The organism is Denitrificimonas caeni DSM 24390, from assembly GCF_000421765.1.
Lineage (GTDB): Bacteria > Pseudomonadota > Gammaproteobacteria > Pseudomonadales > Pseudomonadaceae > Denitrificimonas > Denitrificimonas caeni.
Genome location: NZ_ATXQ01000001.1, coordinates 406,996 through 433,449 on the forward strand (window position 1 = coordinate 406,996; position 26,454 = coordinate 433,449).

General features: G+C 49.7%; 27 protein-coding genes and 1 other RNA gene. 13 read left to right on the top strand and 15 right to left on the bottom strand.

Features of this window, described 5'->3' with window-relative positions:
* Window positions 1–2 precede the first annotated feature (2 nt).
* The 14 genes from H591_RS0101865 to H591_RS0101925 all read right to left on the bottom strand — a co-directional run bounded on the left by H591_RS0101865 (window position 3) and on the right by H591_RS0101925 (window position 15,307).
* Window positions 3–938 (bottom strand): D-alanine--D-alanine ligase, encoded by a 936-nt coding sequence (locus H591_RS0101865; protein WP_022965243.1) that lies wholly within the window; start codon window positions 936–938, stop codon window positions 3–5.
* Window positions 935–2,356 (bottom strand): UDP-N-acetylmuramate--L-alanine ligase, encoded by a 1,422-nt coding sequence (murC, locus tag H591_RS0101870; RefSeq protein WP_028244109.1) that lies wholly within the window; start codon window positions 2,354–2,356, stop codon window positions 935–937. Before murC ends, H591_RS0101865 begins: the two co-directional genes overlap by 4 nt.
* Window positions 2,357–2,381: 25 nt before the next feature.
* On the bottom strand, window positions 2,382–3,452 hold the full coding sequence (murG, locus tag H591_RS0101875) for an undecaprenyldiphospho-muramoylpentapeptide beta-N-acetylglucosaminyltransferase (protein WP_022965245.1): 1,071 nt from the start codon (window positions 3,450–3,452) through the stop codon (window positions 2,382–2,384).
* Window positions 3,442–4,662 carry a putative lipid II flippase FtsW gene (ftsW, locus tag H591_RS14605; RefSeq protein WP_022965246.1) on the bottom strand — a complete coding sequence of 407 codons (1,221 nt, stop codon included), beginning with the start codon at window positions 4,660–4,662 and terminating at the stop codon, window positions 3,442–3,444. The genes murG and ftsW overlap by 11 nt, the downstream gene beginning before the upstream one ends.
* The gene (gene murD, locus H591_RS0101885) at window positions 4,659–5,990 is read right to left on the bottom strand and encodes a UDP-N-acetylmuramoyl-L-alanine--D-glutamate ligase (RefSeq protein ID WP_022965247.1); all 1,332 of its coding nucleotides are present in this window, start codon (window positions 5,988–5,990) and stop codon (window positions 4,659–4,661) included. Before murD ends, ftsW begins: the two co-directional genes overlap by 4 nt.
* A gap of 14 nt (window positions 5,991–6,004) precedes the next feature.
* A complete protein-coding gene (mraY, locus tag H591_RS0101890) occupies window positions 6,005–7,087 on the bottom strand; it encodes a phospho-N-acetylmuramoyl-pentapeptide-transferase (protein WP_022965248.1) in 1,083 nt (360 codons plus the stop codon).
* Complete coding sequence (locus tag H591_RS0101895; RefSeq protein ID WP_022965249.1) at window positions 7,087–8,463, bottom strand: UDP-N-acetylmuramoyl-tripeptide--D-alanyl-D-alanine ligase; 1,377 nt, start codon at window positions 8,461–8,463, stop codon at window positions 7,087–7,089. Before H591_RS0101895 ends, mraY begins: the two co-directional genes overlap by 1 nt.
* Window positions 8,456–9,925 (bottom strand): UDP-N-acetylmuramoyl-L-alanyl-D-glutamate--2,6-diaminopimelate ligase, encoded by a 1,470-nt coding sequence (locus H591_RS0101900; protein ID WP_022965250.1) that lies wholly within the window; start codon window positions 9,923–9,925, stop codon window positions 8,456–8,458. The genes H591_RS0101895 and H591_RS0101900 overlap by 8 nt, the downstream gene beginning before the upstream one ends.
* Window positions 9,925–11,652, bottom strand: coding sequence for a peptidoglycan D,D-transpeptidase FtsI family protein (locus H591_RS0101905; RefSeq protein WP_022965251.1), 1,728 nt, complete (start codon window positions 11,650–11,652; stop codon window positions 9,925–9,927). The genes H591_RS0101900 and H591_RS0101905 overlap by 1 nt, the downstream gene beginning before the upstream one ends.
* Window positions 11,649–11,942, bottom strand: coding sequence for a cell division protein FtsL (gene ftsL, locus H591_RS0101910; protein ID WP_022965252.1), 294 nt, complete (start codon window positions 11,940–11,942; stop codon window positions 11,649–11,651). Before ftsL ends, H591_RS0101905 begins: the two co-directional genes overlap by 4 nt.
* Window positions 11,939–12,880 (bottom strand): 16S rRNA (cytosine(1402)-N(4))-methyltransferase RsmH, encoded by a 942-nt coding sequence (rsmH, locus tag H591_RS0101915; protein WP_022965253.1) that lies wholly within the window; start codon window positions 12,878–12,880, stop codon window positions 11,939–11,941. The genes ftsL and rsmH overlap by 4 nt, the downstream gene beginning before the upstream one ends.
* A gap of 2 nt (window positions 12,881–12,882) precedes the next feature.
* Window positions 12,883–13,338 (bottom strand): division/cell wall cluster transcriptional repressor MraZ, encoded by a 456-nt coding sequence (gene mraZ / locus H591_RS0101920; protein ID WP_022965254.1) that lies wholly within the window; start codon window positions 13,336–13,338, stop codon window positions 12,883–12,885.
* 291 nt (window positions 13,339–13,629) lie between these two features.
* Window positions 13,630–13,985: RNase P RNA component class A (gene rnpB, locus H591_RS15655), an RNA gene on the bottom strand.
* A 56-nt stretch (window positions 13,986–14,041) separates the two neighbouring features.
* A complete protein-coding gene (locus H591_RS0101925) occupies window positions 14,042–15,307 on the bottom strand; it encodes a TIGR03862 family flavoprotein (RefSeq protein WP_156853102.1) in 1,266 nt (421 codons plus the stop codon).
* Window positions 15,308–15,459: 152 nt separating this feature from the next.
* Between H591_RS0101925 and tesB the strand changes: the two genes are divergently transcribed.
* Both tesB and H591_RS0101935 read left to right on the top strand, forming a co-directional pair.
* A complete protein-coding gene (gene tesB, locus H591_RS0101930) occupies window positions 15,460–16,347 on the top strand; it encodes an acyl-CoA thioesterase II (protein ID WP_022965256.1) in 888 nt (295 codons plus the stop codon).
* A gap of 3 nt (window positions 16,348–16,350) precedes the next feature.
* On the top strand, window positions 16,351–16,950 hold the full coding sequence (locus H591_RS0101935) for an HAD family hydrolase (RefSeq protein ID WP_022965257.1): 600 nt from the start codon (window positions 16,351–16,353) through the stop codon (window positions 16,948–16,950).
* Between the two features lie 93 nt (window positions 16,951–17,043).
* On the opposite strand, the gene H591_RS0101940 is transcribed toward H591_RS0101935, so the two are convergent.
* Window positions 17,044–18,387, bottom strand: a complete 1,344-nt coding sequence (locus H591_RS0101940; protein WP_022965258.1) for a DEAD/DEAH box helicase — start codon at window positions 18,385–18,387, stop codon at window positions 17,044–17,046.
* Between the two features lie 217 nt (window positions 18,388–18,604).
* On the opposite strand from H591_RS0101940, the gene H591_RS14610 reads away from it, so the two are divergent.
* The 11 genes from H591_RS14610 to H591_RS0101995 all read left to right on the top strand — a co-directional run bounded on the left by H591_RS14610 (window position 18,605) and on the right by H591_RS0101995 (window position 26,452).
* Complete coding sequence (locus H591_RS14610; RefSeq protein WP_022965259.1) at window positions 18,605–19,345, top strand: substrate-binding periplasmic protein; 741 nt, start codon at window positions 18,605–18,607, stop codon at window positions 19,343–19,345.
* A 70-nt stretch (window positions 19,346–19,415) separates the two neighbouring features.
* Window positions 19,416–20,390 (top strand): KpsF/GutQ family sugar-phosphate isomerase, encoded by a 975-nt coding sequence (locus H591_RS0101950; protein WP_028244112.1) that lies wholly within the window; start codon window positions 19,416–19,418, stop codon window positions 20,388–20,390.
* The gene (locus H591_RS0101955) at window positions 20,390–20,926 is read left to right on the top strand and encodes a KdsC family phosphatase (RefSeq protein WP_022965261.1); all 537 of its coding nucleotides are present in this window, start codon (window positions 20,390–20,392) and stop codon (window positions 20,924–20,926) included. The genes H591_RS0101950 and H591_RS0101955 overlap by 1 nt, the downstream gene beginning before the upstream one ends.
* A gap of 19 nt (window positions 20,927–20,945) precedes the next feature.
* Window positions 20,946–21,515 carry an LPS export ABC transporter periplasmic protein LptC gene (gene lptC / locus H591_RS0101960; RefSeq protein ID WP_022965262.1) on the top strand — a complete coding sequence of 190 codons (570 nt, stop codon included), beginning with the start codon at window positions 20,946–20,948 and terminating at the stop codon, window positions 21,513–21,515.
* The gene (lptA, locus tag H591_RS0101965; RefSeq protein ID WP_022965263.1) at window positions 21,502–22,041 is read left to right on the top strand and encodes a lipopolysaccharide transport periplasmic protein LptA; all 540 of its coding nucleotides are present in this window, start codon (window positions 21,502–21,504) and stop codon (window positions 22,039–22,041) included. The genes lptC and lptA overlap by 14 nt, the downstream gene beginning before the upstream one ends.
* Entirely contained in the window at window positions 22,038–22,766 is a 729-nt protein-coding gene (gene lptB, locus H591_RS0101970; protein ID WP_022965264.1) for an LPS export ABC transporter ATP-binding protein, read from the top strand. Before lptA ends, lptB begins: the two co-directional genes overlap by 4 nt.
* Before the next feature lie 176 nt (window positions 22,767–22,942).
* On the top strand, window positions 22,943–24,436 hold the full coding sequence (locus H591_RS0101975) for an RNA polymerase factor sigma-54 (protein WP_022965265.1): 1,494 nt from the start codon (window positions 22,943–22,945) through the stop codon (window positions 24,434–24,436).
* An 82-nt stretch (window positions 24,437–24,518) separates the two neighbouring features.
* On the top strand, window positions 24,519–24,827 hold the full coding sequence (hpf, locus tag H591_RS0101980) for a ribosome hibernation promoting factor (RefSeq protein ID WP_022965266.1): 309 nt from the start codon (window positions 24,519–24,521) through the stop codon (window positions 24,825–24,827).
* Between the two features lie 7 nt (window positions 24,828–24,834).
* Window positions 24,835–25,293, top strand: coding sequence for a PTS IIA-like nitrogen regulatory protein PtsN (gene ptsN, locus H591_RS0101985; RefSeq protein WP_022965267.1), 459 nt, complete (start codon window positions 24,835–24,837; stop codon window positions 25,291–25,293).
* 12 nt (window positions 25,294–25,305) lie between these two features.
* The gene (gene rapZ, locus H591_RS0101990) at window positions 25,306–26,187 is read left to right on the top strand and encodes an RNase adapter RapZ (RefSeq protein WP_022965268.1); all 882 of its coding nucleotides are present in this window, start codon (window positions 25,306–25,308) and stop codon (window positions 26,185–26,187) included.
* Entirely contained in the window at window positions 26,180–26,452 is a 273-nt protein-coding gene (locus H591_RS0101995) for an HPr family phosphocarrier protein (protein ID WP_022965269.1), read from the top strand. The genes rapZ and H591_RS0101995 overlap by 8 nt, the downstream gene beginning before the upstream one ends.
* Window positions 26,453–26,454 lie beyond the last annotated feature (2 nt).

The window sequence follows — 26,454 nt, forward strand, 5'->3', positions numbered from 1 at the left end:
GCTTAACCTCTCGCCTGTAAAGTGCCGGCCAAAATGGTCAGCACTAAAGCAGTGAAATCTAGACCTGCAGCTCGCGCAGCCATCGGTACTAAGCTGTGGTCGGTCATACCAGGCACAGTATTAACTTCCAGTAACCAGAACTGACCTTGCGCGTCTTGCATCACATCAGCGCGCCCCCAACCGGTGACACCCAAGGTTTGGCAGGCACGTGCTGTTAAATCGCGCAGCTCAGCTTCTTTATCAGCCGCCAAACCACAAGGAATCTGATACTGGGTATCGTTTGAGTGATACTTGGCTTCGTAGTCATAGAACGCGTGACTGGTACCTAAGCGAATCGGTGGCAATACCTCACCCGCCAACATCGCGATGGTGAACTCAGGACCAGAAACCCACTGCTCAACCAATACTTGCGCATCAAACTGTCGTGCTTCTTGCCAAGCTGCTAATAAGGCGGCTAAATCGTCAACCTTAGCCATACCAATGCTTGAACCTTCGCTGGCTGGCTTAACAATTAACGGAAAACCGAGCTGCTCAGCAGCCACATGGCAATCTTCTGCAGTCACTAAAGCTGCGTGACGTGGTGTCGGTAAACCAACGCTCTGCCAAATCTGTTTGGTACGCAGCTTATCCATAGCTAGCGCAGAGGCCAGCACACCGCTGCCGGTATAAGGAATGCCTGCGCACTCTAATAAGCCTTGCACGGTACCGTCTTCGCCGCCGCGACCGTGCAGCACAATAAAGGCACGATCAATCGGCTGCTCGCATAAGCGCTTGAGTAAATCATCACCGACATCAATGGCAAACGCATCGACACCCGCTTCTTGTAATGCTGCTAAAACCGCCGCACCCGACTTCAGAGAGACTTCACGCTCTGCACTGCGGCCGCCATAGAGCACGGCAACACGACCAAAAGCGGTAACATCAAACGACTGACTCATACTTCAGCCTCCAGCGAACGCACAGCAAACAAAGGATGCTTGATTAAATGCGGAGCAATACCACCCACATCACCGGCACCTTGGCACAGCAAAATATCGTTTGGACGCAGTAAAGGCTTAAGTAACGGCGCAAGATCAGTGCCGCGCTCAACATACAGCGGATCTAAACGTCCACGTTGGCGAATGCTGTGACACAGTTGACGACTGTCGGCGCCAGGGATCGGCTCCTCGCCAGCTGGATAGACTTCCAACAGCAACAGCACGCCGGTTTCGCCCAGCACTTGGACAAAATCTTCATATAAATCACGGGTACGTGAATAACGATGTGGCTGATAGACCATCACTAAACGACGACCTGGCCAACCATCATGTACAGCTTTAATTACCGCTGCCACTTCACTTGGATGGTGACCGTAATCATCCACCAACATCACTTCGCCGCCGTCTACTGGCAATTGCCCGTACACTTGGAAGCGACGACCCACACCTTCAAAGCCGGACAAACCTGCAATAATCGCAGCGTCAGATATACCTTCATCGGTGGCAATAGCAATGGTTGCCAAAGCATTCAAAACATTGTGCTTACCCGGCATGTTCACCGACACATCAAGCGGCTCACGACCTTTGCGTAATACGGTAAATGCCGTGCGCATACCTACTTGGCTGACATTGATTGCGCGTAAGTCGGCATCATCAGAGAACCCGTAAGTAATCATCGGACGCTTCACTTGTTTAGCAATTTCACGCACGGACGGATCATCCACGCAGAGCACGGCTAAACCATAAAAAGGTAGATTGTGTAAAAAATCGACAAAGGTTTTCTTTAACTTATTAAAGTCGCCGCCATAAGTGCTCATGTGATCAGCATCAATGTTGGTGACAACTGACACCATCGGCTGCAAGTGCAAGAAGCTTGCGTCACTTTCATCGGCTTCAGCAATCAGGTAGCAACCACCACCGAGCTGGGCATTACTGCCCGCAGCATTAAGACGACCGCCAATCACAAAGGTCGGATCAAGACCCGCTGCAGCAAACACTGAGGCTAACAAACTGGTCGTAGTGGTTTTACCGTGCGTACCCGCTACGGCAATACCATGGCGATAACGCATCAATTCAGCCAGCATTTCAGCACGTGGCACCACTGGAATACGACGCTCTAGACCACGCGCTACTTCTGGATTGGATGGGTTAATCGCACTCGACACCACCAATACATCGGCATGTTCAACGTTTTCGGCATGATGGCCGAACACCACATTCACGCCTAAACCTTGCAAACGCTCGGTCACCGAGGAAGGTTTTAGATCAGAACCTGACACTTCATAACCGAGGTTACGTAGCACCTCAGCAATACCGCACATACCAGTACCGCCAATACCAATAAAGTGGATGCGGCGAATACGGCGCATGCGACGCATTTCTGCTGATGTAGGTTGTAATAAATCAACCACGGGCCACCTCCAAACACACAGCGACAACCTGCTGCGTAGCATCGGGCTGCGCCAATAAGCGCGCTTGTTCGCCCATGGTTTTAATGCGTTGCTTGTCCATCAGTACCTCTTTGAACTGTGCAGCTAAACGGTCTGCATCAGTAGCATGTTGCGGCAATAAGACGGCAGCGCCTTGTTTTGCCAAAAATTCTGCATTACGGGTTTGGTGATCATCAATGGCATGCGGCAGTGGCACTAAAAATGATGCCAAACCAGCTGCGGCCAATTCACTCACCGTCAGTGCACCAGCACGGCATACCACTAAATCGGCCCAACCATAAGCGAGCGCCATATCACTAATAAACGGTACCACCTGCGCCTCAACCGCAGCGGCTTGATAGCGCTCGCGGGTCACTTGATCATTATTGCGTCCAGCTTGATGAGTCACTTGTGGGCGCACATCAGCAGGCAACTGAGCCAGCGCTGCCGGTAATAATTTATTCAGTGGCTCAGCACCTAAACTACCGCCCAGTACTAATAAATTAACCGCACGCCCTTCTAGGCCATTGCGTGGTGTTTCTAAAAATAACGCCGCTCGCACCGGATTACCTGTGGTCACACAACGCTTGCGCTGCTTAAAAGTATTAGGAAAAGCTTCACACAGACGCGTAGCAAAGCTTGAGAGCAAACGATTAGCAGTACCGACCACGGCGTTTTGCTCATGAATCACCAGCGGAACACCTGCCATTTTCGCTGCAAGACCGCCAGGTCCGGTGACATACCCACCCAGCCCTAACACACAGACAGGCTGCAGTTCGCGCATTAAACGTTTGGCCTGCCATAAAGCGGCCAGCAATTTAAAAGGCGCGATCAGCAATGAGGCAAAACCTTTACCGCGTAAACCATCAACCTTTAAGGTGTGCAAAGTAAAACCTGCAGCAGGCACCAACTCATTCTCAATGCCACGGCCTGCACCCAACCAATGCACTTGGTAGCCGCGCGCTTTAAACTCTTCAGCGCAGGCTAAAGCTGGGAACACATGGCCACCGGTACCTGCCGCCATAATTAAAATATTACCGCGCATCACGCACCCCCTTGGCCATCGCAGCAATTTGCGCTTTGCTCATCGAGTCAGTGGACAGCAGCAAGGTGCGGCGCTCCCACTCAATGCGCAGTAGGATTGCCAAACTGATGCAGCACACCACCAACGAGCTACCGCCATAACTAATAAACGGCAAGGTCAAACCTTTAGTCGGCAATAACCCGGTATTCACACCCAGATTAATCACCACTTGTGCAATCCACAGCAGGGCCAAGCCATAGGCCACATAAGCGCTGTAATATTTTTTTGCTTGCTCGGCCCAAACGCCGATGTATAAAGCGCGCACGCTAACAAACATAAATAGCGCCAAAGTCAGCAACGCACCAAGCATGCCGAGCTCTTCTGCCAAGACTGAAAAAACAAAGTCAGTGTGTGCTTCAGGTAAAAAGAATTGCTTTTGGATACTGTTGCCTAAGCCCAGTCCTAACCATTCGCCACGGCCAAAGCTGATCAGCGCCTGAGTCAACTGATAGCCGCTGCCGTACTGGTCTTGCCATGGGTTGGTGAAGTTAGTGAGACGCGCGATGCGGTAACTTTCAAACTGCACCACGTACCAAAGCAAGCCACACAAGCCAAACAACAACGGCACTGATACACGCAGACCAACGCCGCCTAAAAAGAACATCACCACGATACTGCCTGCCATCACTACTGTGGCGCCAAAGTCTGGTTCAAGGATCAGTAAACCGCCCATTGCCACCAAGATCACTAACGGCTTAACTAAGCCCATAAATTGACGCTGAACTTGCTCTTTGCGACGCACTAAATAGCCGGCAATGAAAATAACCATAAACAACTTGGCCAGCTCTGATGGTTGGATATTAAAAATACCCGCACCCAACCAGCGCTTTGAGCCATTCACTTCACGACCAATCCCAGGCAACAACACCAAAATCAGCAACAAAAAAGCCAACCCCAATAACCAACCGCTGTGGCGCTCCCACATCGACATTGGCACAAATAGAGTCAAGCCACCGGCAATCAAGGCCAGCACGATATACACCAGATGGCGGACAAAATAGTGATAGGTGTTACCGTTATTAATTTCTGCAACTGAGGCGGATGCCGAAGCAATCATCACCAAACCGATGCCCATCAATAACGCGCAAGCAGTCAGCAGTGGGAAATCGATATCCACTTGGTTGTTATGACGCCAAGGTGACGGCAGCGACAGCATATCAAGTAGGCTCATAACAACCTCCCGACAGCTTGTGCGAACAATTCACCACGCTCTTCAAAGCTTTTAAACATATCCAAGCTGGCGCAAGCCGGTGCCAATAACACTGAATCACCTGATTCGGCTAGCTGCGCTGCTTTAAGCACAGCCTCTTGTAAAGTGGTTACGTGTTCAGTTTTCACAGTGCCAGCCAGCGCATCAGCGACACGCTGTGCATCACGTCCCAGCAGGACGACTGCACGGCAATACTGCGCCACCGGTGCCTGTAAGCTGGAAAAATCTGCGCCTTTGCCATCACCGCCAGCGATCAACACCAGTTTGCCTGCATTGCCAGCACCGAGGCCTTCAATAGCTGCTAAAGCCGCACCAACATTGGTCGCTTTAGAATCGTTGTACCACTGGACACCTTGTACAGTGCGCAGCCATTGGCAGCGATGCTCAAGCCCAGCAAAGGCTTGCAAAGCCGACAGCATCGGTGCCATCGGCACGTTCATTGCAGTGCCAATGGCTAACGCAGCCAATGCATTAGCTTGGTTATGACTGCCACGAATTTTCAACTGACTCACTGGCAATAACAATTCATCGCCATAGGCTAAGTAGGTTTCAGTGTTGTGCTCACGCAGACCAAACTCACCAACAGCAGGCACAGATAGGCCAAAACTGATCACAGTAGTGTCTGTGTGCTGCGGCTGTGAGGCTGGATCATCTCGATTAATCACTAGCGCCTGCGCATGGTTAAATACGCGTTGCTTGGCAGCGATATAGCCATTTAAATCGGCATAACGGTCCATGTGGTCTTCACTGATATTCAAGCAGACCGCAACACGCGCTTGCAGATGCGAGGTAGTTTCCAGCTGAAAACTGGATAACTCCATAACATACACATCCACGGTATCATCGAGCAGATCAAGCGCTGGCACGCCTAAGTTGCCGCCAACCGCAACATTTAAGCCAGCCGCAGCAAACATCTGACCCACCAAGGTGGTGACGGTGCTTTTCGCATTGGAACCGGTGATGGCAACGATTGGTGCACGGGCGTGCTGCGCAAACAGATCAATATCACCTGAAACTGTTACACCACTGGCAATCGCTGCTTGAATGGCCGGTGTACTCAGCGCTAGACCAGGACTGACATAGAGTATCTGCGCAGCGCTTAATAAATCCACTGACAAAGATCCACAATGCACCGCCACTTCTGGATACTCATGCTGTAACCGAGCCAGTTCTGGTGGATTCTCACGGCTATCAGCGACGGCAAAAGACTGCCCGTGGCGCGCTAAAAAACGCACCAGAGACATGCCACTTTTGCCCAGGCCGACCACGACCTGTGTTTGCTGACCCATGTTATTCACCTAACTTATCTCAGTTTCAAGGTGGCAAGTCCCACCAGTACGAGGACCACAGTGATGATCCAGAAGCGCACGATCACACGCGGCTCTGGCCAGCCTTTTAATTCAAAATGATGATGAATCGGCGCCATCCGGAAGACACGCTTACCGGTTAACTTAAAAGAAGCCACTTGAATCACCACCGACAAGGTTTCCACGACAAACACTCCGCCCATAATGAACAGGACAATTTCTTGACGTACTACAACAGCCACAGTACCGAGCGCAGCGCCGAGCGCTAGAGCTCCGACATCACCCATAAAGACTTGTGCTGGATAAGTGTTGAACCATAAAAAGCCTAAGCCTGCGCCAACCAGTGCACCGCAGAAAATGATTAACTCACCGACACCTGGCACATAAGGAATAAACAGATACTGGGCAAAGCTTACGTGACCTGAAAGATAGGCAAAAATACCCAACGCGCCGCCCACCAAAACCGTTGGCAAAATCGCTAATCCGTCTAATCCGTCAGTCAGATTGACTGCGTTACTGGTGCCAACAATCACTAAATAGGTCAGGACAATAAAGCCTGCACCCAATGGAATACTGATGTCTTTCAAGAACGGCACAATCAGTGCTGTTTCACCTGGCGTTTGTGCAGTGAAATACAACACCAGCGCTGCCGCCAAACCAAACACTGACTGCCAGAAATACTTCCAACGACCCGGCAGGCCACGTGAGTTTTTCTCAACCACTTTACGGTAATCATCGACCCAACCAATGGCGCCAAACAGCAGCGTCACCAACAATACAATCCATACATAGCGATTACTCAGGTCAGCCCAAAGCAAAGTACTAATAGTGATTGAAGCCAAAATCAATGCACCACCCATGGTGGGTGTGCCGGATTTAGACAGGTGCGATTGCGGCCCATCGGTGCGCACCGATTGGCCAATTTGCAAATTACGCAAAGTACGGATCATTTTTGGACCGAGCCACAATGACATCACTAAAGCTGTGAGCACGCCAAAAATCCCGCGCAGAGTCAGGTACTGAAAGACTGCAAAGCCTTTGTAGTACTGCTGTAAGTACTCTGCTAATAAAAGCAACATCAGAGTGTTTCCCCTAAACCAGTGCGCAGTGCATTAACAACGTTTTCCATTGCCGCACTGCGTGAACCTTTAATTAAAAGCGTTGCCGGACCGCTAACTTGCGCCAGCAGTGCTTCGATCAGACTGTTTTGTTCTAGAAAGTGCCGCGATACGCCACAATATTGTGCAATCGCATGCTGCATCAGTGGTCCTACCGCATAAACAGCATCCACTTTGCCATTGGCATAGGCACCAATCTGCGCATGCTCACGCTCTGCCCATATCCCCAGTTCGCCCATATCACCCAATACTAAGACGCGCTGACCGGGCATGTTTTCGAGAACATCAATCGCGGCGCGAATCGAAGCAGGGTTGGCGTTATAGCTGTCATCAATCAACTGCACATGGTTGGCACACTCATGCACCACGCTGCGCCCAGAGATTGCGCTCATGCTTTCCAAGCCTTGCTTGATCGCTGTCAGTGGCAAACCTAAAGCATGCGCCGCTGCCGTGGCAGCTAAGGCATTACTGACGTTGTGCAAACCCAACACCGCCAACTGGATAAAGCCCTCACCCGCCACTCCGTGCAGGTTAAAGCCCATGCGTCCTTGTGCATTACTGCTAATAGCGCTGGCATAGACATCGGCGGCAGGATTACTAGTAGAGAAGCTAAGCACTTGGCAAATAGTGTTGCGGGTACGCCACTGCTCAAAAGCGTCGTCATCAAGATTGAGAACGGCAGTATGCTCAGCACCTAAACCATCAAGAATTTCGCCTTTAGCTAAAACAATTTGCTCAGGACCACCAAACTCGCCAGCATGCGCCATGCCCGCATTGCTGATCACTGCCACCATAGGCTGGACTAGCGCAGCGGTATAAGCAATTTCACCAAGACGCGAAGCGCCTAACTCAACTACCGCTGCGCGATGCTGGGCATTGAGTTCCAGCAAGGTGAAAGGCACACCCAACTCATTATTGAGGTTGCCACGCGTGGCCAGTACCGCAGTTGCACCCAAAGCACTACGACAGATACTGGCAAGCATTTCTTTAACTGTGGTTTTACCGCTGGAGCCGGTGACTGCAACAGTCTTGCCGCTAAATTGCTGGCGATTGAGCAAAGCAATTTGTCCCAAAGCAATCCGCGTATCAGCAACAAGTAACTGCGGGATGGCTAAATCAGCAGTAATTTCTTCCACAACAGCAGCCACTGCGCCACGTTTAGCCACATCGGCTAAATAGCTATGGCCGTCAAAAAACTCACCACGCAAAGCAACAAATAACTGCCCGTTCGTGACTTTGCGACTATCACTACTGAGTGCGCTAAATTCAACATCAGCGCCGATTAAGCGAGCATTGAGTGGATTAACCAGCTGGCTTAACTGCAATGATTTAAACATTGTCCACCTGCCATGCAGCTAACGCCTGCTGTGCTTGCTCAATGTCAGAAAAATGCTGACGCACGTGCTTTATCTCTTGGTAATCTTCATGGCCTTTACCGGCCAAAACGATGACATCTTCACGGCGCGCCTGAGCAATAATTTGTGCAATAGCAGCAGCGCGTCCGGCTACTTCGGTGACGGCAGCATCGGCGCTAAAACCGCTCAATACCGCAGCACGGATGCTGGCTGGATCTTCGCCACGTGGATTATCATCGGTGACCACCGCAGCATCAGCTAAACGCCCTACCACTTCGGCCATTAACGGGCGCTTACCGGCGTCGCGATCACCGCCACAACCAAATAAGCACAGCAAGCGACCATTAGCTGCGACATGCGGACGCAAAGCGCTTAGCACTTGCTCTAAGGCATCAGGCGTGTGCGCATAATCAACCACCACTAAAGGCTGCTGTTGCCCACCAAGCACTTGCATGCGCCCAGCAGGACCTTGCAATAAAGGGATCACTGCCAGTGCTTGCTTGAGGGAATATTCCAAGCCCAATAAAGCGCCAGCAACGGCTAATAAATTACTTAAGTTAAAACGACCAATCAGCGGGCTAGATAAATTACCTTCGCCATGCGCAGTGACCACCTCTGCTTCAATGCCTGTGGCGCTGAAGCGAACATTGCGGCAATAAACAGTGGCACTGGAATCAGTCAAGCTATAGGTAATCAAACGTGCTGAACTGTGTTTTTCGGCAAGCTCGCGACCAAAGGCGTCATCCAGATTCAAGACTGTTGCACGCAAATCTGGCCAGCTAAATAAACGCGCCTTGGTTTCCGCGTAGGCCTGCATCGAACCATGGTAATCAAGATGATCGCGGGTCAAATTGGTTAACACCGCCACCGCAACTTTAACGGCAGCAATGCGATGCTGCGCCAAGCCATGGGACGAGACTTCCATCGCTACAGCTTTCGCACCGGCATTTTTCAGGTCAGCTAAAGTTGCTTGCACTGCTAATGGGTCTGGCGTGGTGAATTGTCCACTGACTAAACTGCCATAAAAGCCGCAGCCTAAAGTGCCAATTAAACCGCAGCGCTGACCGAGCAAATCTAAAGCCTGTGCCAATAATTGGGTGACGCTGGTTTTACCATTGGTACCGGTGACCGCTACAACGCGCATGGCACGGCTTGGCTCACCATAAAAACGCCCGGCAATTTCAGAAAGCTGCGCTTGCAAACCATGAGTAGGCAGCAGCAAGGCTTCACTGTCATGCATCGGTAATGCATCACCTGCTTCATAGGCGACTGCTGCTGCACCGCGTGCAATGGCATCACCAATGTAATCACGGCCGTCTTGCTGATTGCCGTCCACTGCTAAAAATAAGTCGCCAGGGCGCACTTTCCGGCTGTCGAGAGTCAACTCACGAATCAGCGTCGAACTGGGTGCTTGCGCGAACAATTGGTTCAGAGGCATTGCCATTAGCCGCGCCCTCCCTGCGTTGCGCCAACGACTGCGGTTGGCGTCTCAGTTGGTAAATTATCTGGACGTACATTGAGCATGCGCAGCGCTCCAGCCATCACGCGACCAAACACCGGCGCAGCCACCAAACCGCCGTAATAACCGCCTTTACTCGGCTCATCAATCACAATCACCGCGGCAACCCGTGGATTATCAATCGGGGCGACACCTGCAAAAAGCGAACGGTAAGAACTCTCGGTATAGCCACCACCTACCGCAAGTTTCTTCGCCGTACCACTTTTGCCTCCGACGTGATAACCCGGTACTTGTGCACGCGCACCGCCACCGCCTGCTTCTTCAACCACGGCTTGCAGCATGCCCATCACTTGACTAGAAATTTTCGGATCAATAACTTGCTCACCAGCGGCAACTGTTTGGTCTTGGCGCAGCAACGACAAGGGCACATTACGGCCTTGATTACCCAGGACAGCGTAGGCGTGCGCCAACTGCACGGCAGTTACTGATAAGCCATAGCCATAAGCCAAGGTCGCGGTTTCTGCCTCACCCCATTTGCGATGCATCGGCAACTGACCGACGCGCTCACCGGGAAAGCTCAAGCCTGTATCAGCACCGAAACCAACACTTTGCATCATGTTGTAGACAGGCATCGCGCCAATATCTAAGGCAATTTTACTGATCGCCACGTTGCTGGACTTTTTCAGCACACCGGTCAAATCCAACAAGCCACCACGCGATACATCGCGAATGGTATAGCGACCGATTCTAAAGGTGCCGTTGCCAGTATCGACGGTGGACTCAGGTGTCCAACGCCCAGTACCTAATGCAGCAGCAATAGAAAACGGCTTGACCGTAGAGCCTGGCTCAAACACATCAATCATGGCGCGATTGCGCATCGCCTGCGGGGTTAAATGCCGGCGATTATTAGGATTAAAGGTCGGGTGATTGACCATGGCTAAAATTTCGCCAGTACGCACATCAATCATCACGAGCGAGCCGGCCTTGGCTTCAAACTCCAGCAAAGCATTACGCAACTCACGGTGCGCTAAATACTGCAAACGCAAATCAATCGATAACGCTAACTGCTTACCTGGCTTAGCGTTTTCTTTAACTTGCAAATCACGAATCAGATCGCCACGGCGGTCTTTAATCACCTGACGCTTACCTGGCACACCGGTCAGCCACTCATCAAAAGCCAGCTCAATACCTTCTTGGCCGTGCTCATCAATATTAGTGAAACCCACTAAATGGGCCGCCACTTCGCCGGCAGGGTAGAAACGACGAAACTCTTCCTTTCCGTAAACACCACTAATTTTACGCTCAAGCACGCGCTGACCATGCTCAGGCGTTAATCCACGCGCCAAGTACATAAAATCCCGTGCAGCATTATTTTCGATACGTTTAATCAGCTCGGCTTTAGGTAGCTCAAGCGCAAGCGCAAGCTCCTCCCAACGCGTTTTATCAGCCTGCAATTCTTTAGGGTTGGCCCACAAGGTCAGCACCGGTGTACTCACTGCTAGAGGCTCGCCATTACGGTCAGTAATCACACCGCGGTGAGCAGGAATCGGAATATAACGCAGCGCGCGCGCATCACCTTGCTCAGCTAAAAACTCATGATGAAAAACATGCAAATAAGCAATGCGCGCGGCAATAGCCGCACCCATCGCAAATAAAAAGAACAAAATAATGCGAAAACGCCACGGATGATTGATGCCTTGTAAACCAATCATTGGCTCACCATCCTTACCGCACCCGGCTCAGGAATATGCATTCCTAACTGCTGTACAGCTAAACTCTCAATGCGATTATGCGCAGTCCAAGTGCTCTGCTCTAAAACAAAGCGCCCCCATTCAGCTTGCGCACGATCGCGAATCTGCGTGGCTTCGAACAGCTCATTTAAATACTTACGACTGTTATGCGAGGCGTAGGCAACACTGATTGCCGTCACTACATTTAAAACGAACAAAAAAAGCAAAATACCGCTTAAGCGCGGTAGTGGTTTTGCATACAACTTACTCAACGTAATTTCTCCGCGACGCGCATCACGGCACTGCGCGCTCGGGGGTTGGCTTTCAGCTCATCAGCGCCAGCGTATTGCGGCTTACCTATGACTTTAAGAATAGGGTCAAATTTTTCAGGAATAATCGGCAAGTGACGCGGCATCTGGTCAGCCTCGCCCTTCGCTAGACGACGCATAAACTGTTTAACAATGCGATCTTCCAATGAATGGAAGCTGATCACCACCAAACGGCCACCGACTTTTAATGACGCCAACGCGGCCTCGAGACCTTGCTCTAAATCGGCGAGTTCATTGTTTAAATGAATGCGCATACCCTGAAAAGCGCGGGTTGCAGGATTTTTACCTTTCTCCCAAGCTGGATTGGCTTCAGTTAATACCGCAGCTAAGTCCGCAGTACGGGTAAAAGGCTGCAACTGGCGACGCGCTACTACGGCATTCGCCATACGCTTAGCAAAACGCTCTTCACCGTATTCTTTAAACACACGCGCCATTTCTTCGGCACTGACCTCAGCCACCCACTGCGCAGCACTGATGCCTTCAGCAGGGTTCATGCGCATATCTAAAGGGCCGTCATGCATAAAGCTAAAGCCACGCTCAGCATCATCAAGCTGTGGCGAAGACACGCCAAGATCCAATAACACGCCATCAACTGCAGTCAGCAATTGACGCTGCTGCAACTCTGCATCCATTTCTGCAAAACTGCGCTGCACAATCGAGAAGCGTGGGTCTTGCTGCTGCAATTCGAGGCCAGTTGCAATCGCTAACGGGTCTTTATCAAAACCCAGCAACCTACCGGACTCATCTAACTGCTTAAGAATTAAACGACTGTGGCCACCACGGCCAAAGGTGCCATCGACATAACAGCCAGCCGGACGCATTGCGAGAGCGTTTACCGCCTCATCAAGCAATACCGTGATATGACTAAACTGTTCGCTCATAATTATAGAACCAGATTCATTAATTCTTCGGGCAGATGATCAGGATTTTTAATGTCCTGCAAATCGCTGGTGAGTAGCTCATTCCACTTATCTTCATCCCACAACTGAAACTTATTCAGCTGCCCCACTAGCATTACTTGCTTAGTTAGGCCTGCCTGCTCACGCAAACGTGCAGGAATCAGCAGTCGACCACTGCTATCGAGCTCTAAATCCACCGCGCTACCAATCAGTAGTCGATTCAGCTGACGAGTTTCTGGGCGTAAAGAAGGCATTTGACTGAGCTGGGCTTCAATTCTTTCCCAGTCCGGCAAAGGGTAAATACACAGACACGGATCCGCTAAGTCGATCGTAATGACCAACTGTCCGTCGCAACGCTCGACAAGCTCCTCTCGATACCGACTTGGCATCGCAAGGCGCCCTTTGGCGTCAAGATTAATAGCGCTGGATCCACGAAACACGAGTGTGCACCTTTATTATTCGACATTTACGTGAAAAAACCCACTTTTTCCCACTTCATGCCACTTATGCACACTATAGAAATCCGAGCCCCCCACCGTCAAGCTATAAACACAGAAAACCTTTTATATTTCTTGAACTTAGATACAGTTATTAAAATAATCACAGGTCTAAAAAGTGCTTTTTAAAAACAACCGCATACAGATGAACACCTTAACTATCGAAGTTAAAGTGAAGCATTAAGAGGAGATGTTATTTTCGCTCTGACCAACGGTCGTTAGGCAGAAAAAGAAGTGGAGAGTCGATCTGTAAGCCGGGTTTTGTCGTGAACAGTCATTCCTCTAGGGTCGCCATCACTGGCGACCTCAAGCAACCTACCCGAGTCCAGCGCGGGCCACGCCAATGGACTCCTATTTGGTCTTGCTCCAAGTGGGGTTTACCTAGCCACGGACTGTTACCAGCCGTGCGGTGCGCTCTTACCGCACCTTTTCACCCTTACCGGCACTTGCGTGCTTAGGCGGTTATTTTCTGCGGCACTTTCCATAGGCTCACGCCTCCCAGGAGTTACCTGGCACTTCGCCCTACGGAGCCCGGACTTTCCTCCCTCGCATTACCGAAGTAATGCAACAGCGACTGTCCGATCGACTCTCCGCCGCGAAGAGTACGGTGCATTAACCAGCACCGCAAGTCTTTGCAATGAAAAGTTTACTCAGTCACTCGCCCTACAGATTCATGACTCGCCAGCCAACGCAGCATGCCATGCCCAGCAGCAAAGCCGCTGGCTAGACAGGCTGTTAATAAGTAACCGCCGGTAGGCGCATCCCAATCGAGCATTTCGCCAGCGCAAAACACACCGGGCAACGGCTTGAGCATCAGGTTTTGGTCCAACATCTCAGCCTTAACTCCGCCAGCCGTACTGATTGCTTCGGCCATGGGTCTGGCGTGCAGCAACCGTATCGGCAAAGCTTTAATCGCTGCGGTTAACTGCGCCATGTCATTAAAACTCTCTGCAGGTGCGCACTCGCGCAGCAAGGCTGCTTTCACACCATCCAAACCCAACTGTTGCTGTAAATGCTTGGTTAAGGTTTTTTTACCTCGCGGTCTCTGTAATGCCGCAAGCACCTCTGCGTAGGTTTTATGCGGCAAACAATCCATCTCAAGCAAGCAATGTCCTTGTGCGGCAATCTGCTGACGAATCTCTGCCGACAACGCATACACCAAACTACCCTCCACGCCTGTTGCGGTTAGCAGCCACTCGCCTTGACGATAAACCTGTCCAGCAACACGCAACGCACAGTTTTTAACCGGCGCCGCCACCCATTTATCCAATAGAAAAGCACTCCAAGCGGCCACATCAAAACCACAGTTACTCGCTTCTAAGGCCGCTATCGCCACGCCACGGTGCTGCAGTATGGGTATCCACGCCGCATCCGAGCCCAATCGCGGCCAGCTACCACCACCCAAGGCCAGTAGCACAGCACTCGCCTGCACTTGTTGCTCACCTGCGTCTGTCGCAATGCGTAGCGCACCTTGCGCATCCCAACCCAACCAGCGACTGCGCGTATGAATTTTCACGCCCAAGCTCCTCAGGCGTTGCAACCACGCTCGTAATAAAGGTGCAGCTTTCATTTCTTTCGGGAAAACTCGCCCCGAACTACCTACAAAGGTTTCAATGCCTAAGCCATGTACCCAATGGCGTACGGCTTCTGCGTCAAACTGTGTCAGCCAACGCTCAACCCAATCTGTTTGCGCACTGTAGCGCTGCATAAAAGTCGTTTTATCTTCACTATGGGTGATATTAAGACCGCCAATTCCCGCCAGTAAAAACTTACGCCCGAGCGAGGGCATCGCATCGAACAGTTGCACGCTATGCCCTGCCTGCGCGAGCACTTCAGCTGCCATTAACCCAGCAGGACCGCCACCGATAATACAAACAGGGGCTGCCATTGAGTTATGCTGAGAACCTGACATAAAGCTGGTGCCTTCATTGAAGATTAAAGGTGAAAGAATACCAGCCAAGTAATAGATAGCCGACAAAAGGTGAAAAAATCTTTAATATCACCGACCAAGCACACAATAATTCCATCAATCGCATCTATCTGTAAGCCCTCACGAGGAACCTAATGAATTCAATTCTTGACCAACTAGTGTCGCTATTGAGCATGGAAACCATTGAAGAAAATCTATTTCGCGGCGCCAGCCAAGACTTAGGTTTTCGTCAGTTGTTTGGCGGCCAAGTACTTGGCCAGGCCTTATCAGCCGCTAGCCAGACTGTTGACGGCGAACGTCAAGCCAACTCTTTACATGGCTATTTCTTACGTGCCGGTGACGCCAAAAAACCAGTGGTATACCAAGTTGAACGCGTACGTGATGGTGGCAGCTTTAGCACCCGTCGCGTCACTGCAATCCAAAATGGTCAAACTATTTTCACCTGCAGCGCCTCTTTTCATCAGCAAGAAGAAGGTTTTCGTCACCAAACTGAAATGCCTGATGTGCCCCAGCCTGAGGACCTGATTCCGGAAGAAGAACTCTCGCCGCACTTAGCTAAGGCCCTCAGCCAAGAAAAGCGTGAAAAAATGCTACGCGCCAAAGCCATTGAAACGCGCCCAGTGCAAGTGCTGGATCCTCTCAACCCTGCAATCAGCGCGCCGATCAAACAAGTTTGGTTCAAAGCCGCTGGTGTTTTGCCATCATCGCCAGCACTGCATAAATACTTGTTAGCCTATGCTTCGGACTTTGGCTTGCTCACCACGTCGCTACTGCCTCATGGTGCCTCTATTTGGCAGCCGCAAATGCAAGTTGCCAGTCTCGATCACTCAATCTGGTTTCACGAAGAAGTATGCCTTGATGATTGGCTGCTCTACTCCATGGATAGCCCATGGTCAGGCAATTCTCGCGGTTTTGCCCGTGGCAGCATTTATACCCGAGACGGACGCTTAGTTGCTTCTGTCGCGCAAGAAGGTCTGACCCGCGCTCGTGGTGATTGGCAGCATAAGGATATTATGGGTTAAGTCATGTCCGCTTATTTACGCGATTGCAGGCACTGGGTGTTTGATATGGATGGCACCCTAACCATTGCTGTGCATGACTTCCTGTATATTCGTCGCATGCTAGAGATCCCTACGCATGCCGACATTTTAGGTCATCTTGCCTCACTGCCCAGCGCTGAAGCCGTGCAAAAACATGCATGGCTGCTTGAGCATGAACGCCAACTCGCACTCAACTCTCAGCCAGCGGCTGGCGCGATCGAGCTGGTTAAGCACCTGCATGAACGCCAACGCAATCTCGCCATTCTCACCCGCAATGCGCAAGAACTAGCGTTGATTACGCTAAATGCTATAGGCCTGGCCGATTATTTCGCACCGCAGTCAATCTTGGGTCGTGAGCAAGCCATCCCAAAACCCGACCCAGACGGTTTGCTCAGGATCGCCGCACACTGGCAGGTTAAACCGCAGGAGCTGGTTATGGTCGGTGATTTCCAGATGGACTTAAAAACTGCACAAGCGGCTGGCTCTTATGCAGTACAAGTCAATACAGCAGAGAATCTATGGCCTGAGCTGACCGATTTTCACGCCATAGATTGCCAGCAATTATTACAAGCAGTGATCGACTGACTGCTGCCTTGCTACACCTGCAACTGGCTTACCACCCTAAGCAGCAACTAAAACTGCGCAAACTCGGCAAGGCTCAGCTGTGTTAGCGCACACTTAGCGTGGCTTAGCATTACTCGGTTTAGGCTTATGACGGCTCGGCACCGCTAAACGAGGTGCCGGCCGAATAGCGACGATTTGCGGTTTACTGTTTACTGGAAACTCATCACCCAAATGAATATTACCGCCCGCAGAGGCTTTACTCTTTTTTGGTTTCTTCGGCTTTTTGATACTGCCTAGACCCAACATCGTTTCTGGCAAACGGTGTTCTGCATAAAAATCAGGCTCATCAAAGCGCTGTAAATTAATGCCCATTAACTCTTCAATGGCAATTAACTCATCCAACTCATCTGCACTGACTAAAGAGATCGCCTCGCCACTCAGCCCAGCACGGCCGGTACGACCAATGCGATGCACATAATCTTGCGCCACGTTAGGTAAATCAAAGTTCACCACGTGCGGTAACTGCTCAATATCTAAGCCGCGCGCTGCCACATCGGTAGCCACCAGTACTTGTACTCGACCTTTTTTAAAGTCTTGTAGCGCACGCAAGCGTGCCGGTTGCGTTTTGTCGCCATGAATCGCATCTGCCGTCACCTGCGCTGCAATAAGCTTTTTATGCAGCGATTCAGCACCTTTGCGCGTACGTACAAAGACTAAAACCTGCCCCCACTGCCGACTGCTCAACAAATGCAAAAACAGTTCTGTTTTGTCTTTTTTATCCACCACCAACAGATATTGCTTAACTGTCTCTGCTGCCGAGTGTTTCGGAGTGACATCAATACGTACCGGGTCAATCAGCAACTTACCGGCCAAGGTACGAATCGGACCCGAAAAAGTTGCAGAAAATAATAAGGTTTGGCGTTCGCGTGGCATGACAGAGAATAGCGCGTTCAACTCTTCAGCAAAACCCAAGTCCAGCATACGATCCGCTTCATCCAGCACCAGCACTTGCATTTGATGGAAACGCACAGCATTTTGCTGATACAAATCCAATAAACGCCCAGGCGTTGCCACCAGCACATCAACACCGCGGCGCAAATTCATCATTTGCGGATTAATGCTAACGCCGCCATAGGCAACTGCAGTGCGTAAGGGTAATTCACCGAGATAATGACGAATCGATTCATGCACCTGTTCAGCCAATTCGCGAGTCGGCACCAATACCAAAGTGCGCACGCAGTTAGAGGTGACCTTTTCTCCCTGAGTCAGTAGCAATTGCAGGACTGGCAAAGTAAAAGCGGCTGTTTTTCCAGTTCCGGTTTGCGCCGCAGCTAAAACATCTTTTCCGGCCAAAACTGGGGCAATCGCCTGCTGCTGAACGGCGGTGGGCTGCTGATAACCTAACTGCTGCAGATTGGCCAACAAAGCTGGCATTAACCCTAAGTGTGCAAAAGACATGAACTCTCTACCTTAAAACTGAGCTACCTGAATAGGCGTATAAGGCATTCTATAACGTTTACTGGATAGACTCTCGAATAAGTTACGCTTTAACTGACGGCTACATAGTCTCCCGGTCGCCAACTGTATCTCGCTAACACTAGCCAGTAAAATCCATTATTCTGATAATTATGCGCTATGCTAAATCCGTTACAGCTAATCAGGTAAGGGGGTTGCAATGAAAGTCTTACGCGCAATGTTATTAATCATCGGCCTGTTTTCTGGTTTTTCTACCAATGCCCAAGGGCGACAACTGATTACTGTAGGTTATTACGAGTTTCCCCCAGCGTCATATACAGACAGCTCAAACAACCCCGCGGGCCATATTATCGAACTGGGACGCACTCTGTTGACGGACGCTGGCTATGACGTTGACTTTAAAGCTTTACCTTCCGCACGCCTCTACTCAGAATTAATTTCAGGCAATATTGATCTCTGGTTCGGCGCTCCAAACAAGACTGAGCTGGCTGGCCACACCTTAGAAAGCTCAAGAGTCCTCGGCGAAATAACCCTGGCAGTTTATTACCATCCTGAGTCCAAGCCACCTCGATTACCGGATGATTTAAAAGGCAAAAAAATTATTTTAATCGGCGGATACAGCTACTGGCCTCCAATCAGTCAATGGTTGACTGACAGCTCTCTTAATTTAAAACTGACACGCACCAGCAGGCACACATCTGCCATAGCAATGCTAATGCGCAAACGCGGTGATTACTTGTTTGACTATCTCGAACCCATGCGCGACGCCCAACAAAAACTGGGGCTTGATGAATTATCTCTACCCCATCTGATACTTCATAGTACGCCTGCAACATTTATTGTATCTAAGCGTGCACGCAATGCAGACAAGATATTAGCCGACCTAGAATTGCAATTTGATAATTTCAGCACCTCACGCATCTATCAACATAATCGCTAAGTAATTGCACGGGTGAGTTACATCATAATTTCACGTATAATTATTTTTTTATGTTGAAGAACACATCACTATGCCTTCATCCGAATCCATGATTGCTTCCGCTAAGCGCACCATTAGTCTTGAACAAGATGCGATTAGCAGCTTATTAACCCGCATCGATGCTAGTTTCGTTAAAGCCTGCGAGCTGATTTTAGCCTGCAAAGGACGTGTAGTCGTGGTTGGTATGGGCAAGTCTGGGCATATCGGTCATAAAATAGCGGCAACACTTGCCAGCACCGGCACCCCAGCTTTTTTTGTTCATCCTGCTGAAGCCAGCCATGGTGACATGGGCATGATTACCCGTGACGATCTAGTGTTAGCCTTATCCAACTCAGGCACAACCAATGAAATTGTCACCCTACTGCCCTTAATTAAACGCCTTGGCATCACCCTAATTAGCATGACAGGCAATCCGGACTCGGCACTCGCAACCGCGGCGCAAGCTAATTTGGATACGCATGTTACGCAAGAGGCCTGCCCACTCAATCTAGCACCCACCTCATCCACCACAGTGACTTTAGTGCTTGGCGATGCTTTAGCAATCGCCTTATTAGAAGCCCGCGGCTTTACCCCTGAAGATTTTGCCTTTTCACACCCAGGCGGCGCACTTGGTCGACGTTTATTGCTTAAAGTTGAGCATGTCATGCACAGCGGTGATGAATTACCCGCAGTACCGCGCGACGCATCTTTACGTACTGCCTTGCTCGAGATGACGCAAAAAGGCTTAGGCATGACTTTAATTCTTGCATCCGATCAAACCTTGGCCGGTATTTTTACCGACGGTGACTTACGCCGTGCGTTAGACAAAGGCATTGACGTACGCGAAGCTAGCATTAACGAGTTAATGACCCATGGCGGTAAAACAGCTCGTCCTGAAATGCTTGCAGCCGAAGCCTTAAAAATCATGGAAGATCATAAAATCAGCTCACTGCCAGTGATTAACGAACACAATCAAGCAATTGGCGCGCTCAACATGCACGACTTATTGCGCGCAGGAGTCATGTAATGCTGAACTTAAATAATATTGATTTAATCCAACGTGCCCGCAGCGTACGTTTGCTAGTGCTCGATGTTGACGGTGTACTGACTGATGGCAAGCTCTATTTCTTAGCGGATGGGAGCGAAGCCAAAGCCTTTAGCACTCTCGATGGTCAAGGCATTAAGATGCTGATGAACTCGGGAGTCAATGTCGCCATCATTACTGGACGCACTTCAACGATTGTCGAGCGTCGCGCGGCAAACTTAGGCATCATGCACCTGATACAAGGCCGCGAAGACAAACGCACTGCCTTAGATGAATTACTCAGTTCTCTGCAACTTTCTTATGATCAAGTTGCCTATCTGGGTGATGATTTACCTGATTTAGCTGCGATTCGTTGTGTGGTTTTAGGCGTAGCTGTGGCCAATGCCAATACTTTTGTGCGCCAGCATGCACTGGCGGTCACTTCATTGCGCGGCGGTGAAGGTGCTGCGCGCGAACTGTGCGAATTCATTATGGCAGCACAAGACACTCTTAACGCAGCGCAAAACGCTTACTTATAATTTATTTATGGTTGTTTCTATGTCTGCTAACCTAAGGCTTGTGCTATTTTTTGTGCCCTTTGCGTTACTAGTTGCCGCATTAGGTTACTGGAACATCGACAGCTCCACGCCTGACAACCAGCACAGCAACGCGCAAGCCAAGAAAACTATCGATTTCTTTGCCCAAGGCACACAAACATTACAGTTTACCGATGAAGGCACAGTGCAATATGAACTCAGTAGCCCTCATCTCGAACACACGCAAGATGATGATATTACGGTATTATTGCAGCCTGATTTGTTACTCTTTCGTGGCACTGAATTCCCTTGGCATATTTCCAGCGAACGCAGTGAGGTCAGCCCTGAAGGTAAAGAAGTTGAATTACTCAAAAATGTGCGCATTGAGCGCACCGATGAACAGGGGCGTCCAACGATCCTGACCACTGAACAACTGACTTATGTGCCGGAAACTGAGTATGCTCATACCAAGCTTGCGGTAAAAATTGAAGCAGCCAACGGTGTAACTACCGGCGTTGGTATGCAAACCTATCTGAACGAAAGTAAAATGCGTTTACTTTCTAAAGTGAGAGGCCGACATGAAGTTCGCTAGCACAACCGCTTTACTTATTGCCGCAAGTTTCAGCATGTTCAGTGGACTTGCTCAGGCTTTACCGAGCGACCGTAACCAGCCCATTAATGTCCAAGCTGATAGCGCAGAGATGGATGATAAGCGCGGCGTTGCGATCTATCGCGGCGATGTGATCATCACCCAAGGCACTCTCAAAATCACTGGTGACACAGTCACAATCACCCTTAACCAAGCTGGCGATATTGATGTGTTCACTTCAGTTGGAAAACCCGCCTATTACGAACAAAAACCCTCTGAAAACAAGGATATTGTTCAAGCTTACGGCTTGACCATTCAGTACTTTGCCAATAATGAAAAAATCATCATCATTGATCAGGCTAAAGTCATTCAACAAGGCAACACGTTCCGCGGCGAAAAAATCATCTACGATACGCAAAAGCAAATCGTCACCGCTGGACGCGGTAAACAAGGCACTATTAGCACGCCCTCACCACGAATTAACATGGTTATCCAACCCAAGAACAAAACAGAGCCAGCCGCACCATGAGCAGTACCTTGATCGCCAAAAACCTAGCCAAATCCTACAAAGGCCGCAAGGTTGTACATGACGTCAGCGTCTCCATTGAAAGCGGACAAATTGTCGGTTTACTCGGTCCTAACGGCGCGGGCAAAACCACGTGCTTCTATATGATAGTTGGCCTAGTCAAAGCAGATAAAGGCACGATTTTTATTGATCAAACTGATGTCAGCTTTCAGCCGATGCATGGTCGTGCTAGAGCGGGCATAGGTTATTTGCCGCAAGAAGCTTCGATTTTTCGCAAGCTTAGCGTGGCCGATAATATTCTGGCCATCCTCGAATTGCGCAAAGACTTAGACCGCGCTGGACGTCTGCAAGCACTCGACGAACTGTTACAAGAGTTCAGCATCACCCACCTACGCAACAACCTTGGTATGAGCTTGTCCGGCGGCGAACGACGTCGTGTTGAAATTGCCCGCGCACTAGCTACTAACCCTAAATTCATTCTATTGGATGAACCTTTTGCTGGCGTTGACCCTATTTCAGTTGGCGATATCAAGCAGATCATTCACCATTTAAAAGATAAAGGCATTGGCGTTTTAATTACCGACCATAATGTGCGTGAAACGCTAGACATCTGTGAGACAGCTTATATTGTCAGCGACGGTCAGATTATTGCCGCAGGCGAACCAAGCAGCATCTTAGAAAACCAGCTGGTTAGAGATGTGTACTTAGGACAAGAATTCCGTCTCTAAAGAGCCCTTCTTGTAGGGTCATTTGCGCTAAAACGCCCCTACTTTCAAGCAATCTAAAACTCACCTTTCACCATCAACTGTTTGTCAAGTCTAGGCAAACACGAAAAAATCAGGCATAAATCTTGCTTAGCGCCAAACCGTGGCGTATTGATGATTAGGAGTTTAGCCCTGCCATTATGAAAGCCTCGCTCGTTTTAAAGATAGGTCAAAACCTGACCATGACTCCACAACTGCAGCAAGCTATTCGCTTGTTACAGATGTCGACGCTGGATTTGCAAGCAGAAATCCAAGACGCTTTGGACAGCAACCCTATGCTCGAACGCGAAGAAGAAGGAGAAACAGACAGCAGCGCTAAGGATACTAGCGATGACGGCCATGAATACACCGCAAATACGCAACAAAATTCGCCACAAGAGCCCAGTAATAGCGCAGAAAATCTACCCGATGCGAATGAGTGGAACGAACAGATTCCGAGCGAGCTAGAGATCGATACATCGTGGGAAGATATTTATCAAACCAGTGCCAGCAGTCTACCGAGTACAAACAGTGAAGAATGGGACTTCACTAGCACCACTTCAGTTGGCGTAGACCTGCAATCTCACTTGCTCTGGCAATTAAACCTAGCAAAAATGTCTGATGACGACCGCATGATTGCGACAGTGATTATCGACAGTATTGGCGAAGATGGTTACTTGCAGGAATCACTGGAAGAAATTCTCGATGCCTTTGATCCTATGCAGCACATCGAAATGGACGAAGTGGAGATGGTTCTCAAACGCATCCAGCAGTTTGAGCCAACTGGCGTAGCAGCACGCGATCTCAGCGAATGCTTACTGCTACAACTGCACAACATGCCCAGCGACACGCCCTGGCTAGCTGAAGCTCAGAAACTTTGTTCCGAGCACTTAGAGCTGCTGGGAAGCCGCGATTACGCTCAATTAATGCGGCGCATGCGCATTAAAGAGGACGCTCTAAAAGAAATAGTGCAATTAATTCAGACTTTAAATCCGCGTCCTGGCTCTGTAATTGAAAGCACCGAGCCCGAGTATGTTGTTCCAGATGTCATTGTGCGCAAAGCCAATAACCGCTGGATTGTTGAGCTCAATCCTGACATTGCGCCACGCCTCACGGTCAACTCACATTATGCGAGTTTTATCCGTCGCGCTGACAACAGTGCAGACAACACCTTTATGCGCACCCAGTTACAAGAAGCACGCTGGTTTATTAAAAGCCTGCAAAGCCGTAATGAAACACTGATGAAAGTCGCTACCAAAATTCTCGATTACCAGCGTGGGTTTTTTGACTATGGGCCAGAAGCAATGAAGCCTTTAGTTTTAGCCGAAATCGCGGAAGCGGTGGGCATGCACGAATCAACCATATCAAGGGTAACTACACAGAAATATATGCACACCCCGCGTGGCATTTTTGAGTTAAAATATTTTTTCTCTAGCCATGTCAGCACTACGCAAGGGGGCGAATGCTCATCCACAGCCATTCGCGCCATCATTGAAAAGCTAGTTGCTGCAGAAAATCCTAAAAAACCATTGAGTGACAGCAAAATCGCTGGTCTACTGGAAGAACAAGGTATTCAAGTGGCACGACGGACCATTGCCAAATACCGAGAATCGCTCGGAATTGCCTCTTCAACTGATCGAAAGCAATTATTATAGACATTGGTCAGTAACACTTAATTTACGCAGGCGTTACAATCCTGCTAACACCGCACTAAGCAGTGAATCTAAGGAGAACGGTATGCAAATCACTATCACAGGTCATCAACTGGATATTACTGAAGCCCTACGTGAATACATTAATGGCAAATTCGCTAAGCTTGAGCGCCATTTCGACAAAATCACCAGCATTCGTGTCACGCTTGGTGTGGAAAAAGTGAAACAAAAAATTGATGCAACCTTGCTGATTGCTGGTGGCGAAATCATTGCCAATGCTGAGCATGACGATATGTATGCCGCGATTGACCTGCTGGTTGACAAGCTGGATCGTCAGCTAATCAAACACAAGGAAAAACAACTGGAACGTCAAAAAGGCGCGCTTGAACGCTAATAACCCCATGATTCGATTAGAACACATCCTGACCCCGGCCCGTTCGCAAGTGAACGTGCCGGGAGGCAGCAAAAAACGCGTCCTAGAATACATTGCCCACCTGATTGCCACCGACCAACCTCAGATTGATGAAGACACGCTATTCGAAAGCCTAGTGGCAAGAGAAAAGCTTGGTTCAACTGGCTTTGGTGATGGTATTGCAATCCCGCATTGTCGACTCATTGGCTGCACCGCACCGATCAGCGCCGTTTTGCACTTAGAAACTGCGGTCGACTTTGATGCTATTGATGGCGAGCCAGTTGATCTTTTATTTGTGCTTTTAGTACCTGAAGAAGCGACCGATGAACATTTAGAGCTGTTACGTCAAATTGCTGGTATTTTTGAGCAAGATGATGTTCGTGAGCGCTTACGCAATGCACCAGACAGTAATGCCCTGTATCAAACAGTGCTAAATGCACAACTTTAGAGGTTTGACAACATGCGTTTAATTATCGTGAGTGGCCGTTCAGGTTCAGGTAAAAGTACTGCACTTGACGTATTAGAAGACAACGATTTTTACTGCATCGATAACCTCCCAGCCATGCTGCTACCAGAGCTTGCAGAGCGTACTTTGTTGGCGGCTGAATTAGTCCACCCACAAATCGCAGTGTCTATTGACGCGCGCAACGCCCCTAACCAACTTGAGCGCTTCCCCGAACTGCTAGCAGGTCTGCGTGAGCGCCATATTGTTTGTGATGTTTTGTATCTGGATGCCGATGATGAAACCTTATTAAAACGGTTTTCTGAAACTCGCAGACGCCATCCTCTAACGAATGAATCACGCTCTCTGGCTGAAGCCATTCGCGATGAGAAAGTCCTGCTTTCACCGATTACCGATCTCGCTGACCTGACCATTGATACCTCGCACCTCAATCTATACCAATTACGCGACAGCATTAAACTGCGCTTACTGGATAAGCCAGAACCCGGCACTGCTTTTCTGATTGAGTCGTTTGGCTTTAAGCGCGGTGTGCCCGTTGATGCCGACGTGGTGTTTGATATTCGCTGCCTGCCCAATCCTTATTGGAAGCCCGACTTGCGCGCTTATTGCGGCCTTGATCAGCCGATCATTGAATATTTAAACGAACAAACCGATGTTGAAGAAATGTATGCCGACATTTATGCCTATCTTGCCAAATGGCTGCCACGCTTTGCTGCCAGTAATCGCGCCTACGTCACCGTAGCGATTGGCTGCACCGGCGGTCAACATCGCTCGGTATATATGGCACAAAGGCTAGGCGAATCCTTACGCCAAGAGTTAAGTAACGTACAAATCCGCCATCGTGATGTGGTGCGTATCGACGAGAAACCCCATGCCTAGTTGCAAAGTGACAATTATTAACAAGCTCGGTTTGCATGCTAGAGCCGCTGCCAAGTTTGTCTCTGTCGCTAACAGTTTTCCTTGTCAGATTAGGGTCGGTCGTGACAGCCGCAACCTATGTAACGGTAAAAATATTATGTCAGTGATGATGCTGGCCGCCAGCAAAGGCACGGAGTTGCAAATTGACGCTGACGGCGAGCAAGCCGAACAAGCACTGGCCGCTTTACAAGCGCTGATTGCCGACCGTTTTACTGAAGAGTGTTAAAG